Source organism: Streptomyces sp. NPDC059828 (assembly GCF_042731955.1).
Classification (GTDB): Bacteria; Actinomycetota; Actinomycetes; order Streptomycetales; family Streptomycetaceae; genus Streptomyces.
The window spans coordinates 141,695-143,844 of sequence record NZ_JBHWIW010000001.1; the positions used below are offsets into that span (position 1 = coordinate 141,695).

General features: G+C 69.2%; 3 protein-coding genes. All 3 read right to left on the minus strand.

Annotated features, from left to right (window positions below; translation table 11 throughout):
* On the minus strand, positions 1-390 hold a 390-nt coding region (locus ACFV6V_RS00525; protein ID WP_385557131.1), incomplete at its 3' end, for a phosphopantetheine-binding protein.
* Positions 391-973: 583 nt separating this feature from the next.
* On the minus strand, positions 974-1,186 hold the full coding sequence (locus ACFV6V_RS00530; protein WP_385556879.1) for a hypothetical protein: 213 nt from the start codon (positions 1,184-1,186) through the stop codon (positions 974-976).
* A gap of 82 nt (positions 1,187-1,268) precedes the next feature.
* A complete protein-coding gene (locus ACFV6V_RS00535; RefSeq protein ID WP_385556882.1) occupies positions 1,269-1,856 on the minus strand; it encodes a hypothetical protein in 588 nt (195 codons plus the stop codon).
* Positions 1,857-2,150: the final 294 nt, after the last annotated feature.

Genomic DNA, 2,150 nt, shown 5'->3' on the forward strand with positions numbered 1-2,150 from the left:
GTCCTTCATCGACACCGTCGGCAGATCGTCCCGCTTCCGCACCCTCGCACAGAACTGCGCCATCACCAGCGAATCAGCACCCAGATCAGCAAAGAAATCACTGTCCAACGGCACCCGCTCCGTACGCAGGACACCAGCCAGTACCTCCGCGAGCAGGCCCTCGGCGCCCATGACCGGTGCATCCGACGGGGACGCCGCCACCGGCCCATCAGGCACACGGGCGTCGACGGCCGGGAACGCAGCCGCCAGGTCCTCGATCGTCGAATGCTGGTAGATGTCCTTCATCGACACCGTCGGCAGATCGTCCCGCTTCCGCACCCTCGCACAGAACTGCGCCATCACCAGCGAATCAGCACCCAGATCAGCAAAGAAGTCACTGTCCAACGGCACCCGCTCCGTACGCAGGACACCAGCGAGAAGTTCGGCCAGGAGCCCTTCGGTGCCGGTCGCCTTCCCACCGGTGCCCGTGGCGTCGTCGGGGGGTGATGTCCTGGCATTCCCGGCAGCGGCGTCGGCGCCTCCCCGGGGGATCACGACCGTTCCCCGGGGCCGCGGCGGGGGCCGACGCCACCGTGTGCGGTCGACGTCTGACGTCCCGGGAACACGGGAGGCCGAGCGCTGCGCACCGTGATCACACGGTGATGGACGGTGTCCTGATGGTCATCCCTCGAGTACATGAGTAGCTCACCTGCAGACGGTGCGGTTACTGGTCGGTTTCCATGGACCTTGTCTCCCGGCCCCCGCGGCGGCCTTGCGGAGCTCCACGCGGTCCTTCCGGGTAAAACGTCTCTCCTTCAATTAGGCCCGATCGGAAGAGCCCTGTCCTGCTACTGAATCCCGGGGCTTGACGCCGCACTCCGGAGTGTGCGCAGACGGCACACCCCCGACCCGTGTGCTGACCGCGTCAGGTACGCATACGGTTGATCAGCGGCTTGGGCTCACTCGGGGACACGAGGTCGCAGGTCGTCACGCCCTACTCCGGCTCCCAGGCCTGGAGCTGGTCGAAGAGACGTCGGTCGCCGAGGAGTCGCAGGGAGTCGATCGGTGTACGGCCGTACAGGACCAGGGCCGGTTCCCCGGCCGTGTGGCGGGCGCAGTCATCGGCGCGACTTGCGCCCGTGAGCCAGTTCGCCTGGGACGGCGGCCCCGGCACGAGCGTGTTCGCCGACCCGGCGGAACAGCTCACCGGGGTCCTGCAGTTGATACCCCGGAAGGTGCCTCGTGTCCCGGGTGCCCGATTGTGTGGGGCAAGGAGCTTCAGCAGGAGGTCACTGCTGGGGTCCTCTCCTCGATCGGGCCCGGTCACGGAACCAGGCGCCCACGCCGACCAGCACAGCCGCCCCGACCGCGTACACGGGCAGCCACTGGGTCGTCGTGGCCGCCAGACACACGGCGACAGCGTCGTGGCTCCGGGCCTTCTGCGCGTACGCCAGGGCGATGCTGTCCCGGCCGACCAGATCCGCCAGCGCGGCCCCCACCCGGATGACCTCGTACTTGCCCAGTTCGGCGCATGCTCTACGGGTGCCGGGCATCGGGAACAGCCAGGTCCAGCGCTGGAGCACAGGAGCTACCGCGATCGCCACGCAGAGGCCGACGACCAGCGAATACGCGGCCAGGTTCCGCGCGTACGGGGAGCGGATGCCGGGCGTCCAGGCCGGCAGTCGGTAGAAGGCGAAGACCACCGCGAGAAGGGTCACTCCGATGTAGGTGGCGAACCACTGCCAGGAGCCCTGCGCGAGTGCGGCCGCCAGCACCGCGGCGAGTGCGATTCCGATGACCCCGGGCTGACCGGCAGTGTTGTGGCCCGCGCCGGTGGATACCGGATTCCGTGCTCCTTGAGGACTCGGGTCGTTCACGGAAAGCTCCTGCCGGGTTCGGAGACCCTCAGCATCCGGTACACCGCGCCGCCGAGCCCTGCGCCATGCCGGACGGCCCGGTATCGCCCCGCCCGGTTGGCGGGTCGCCGTGGTCCCGCTCCGCTGCGCGCGCGAAAAGCCGTCGGGTGGGACCACCCGATGCTGCAGCCGCGAGGGATGCCACCGCCGAACGCGGCGCGGGGGGGCCGGGCCCCCTAGGGGCGTCTGGAAGCGGGGGGCGGGGGGTTCGAACCGCAGTGGCGGGGGGAGATACCCCGCAGTGGCTTTTAAAAC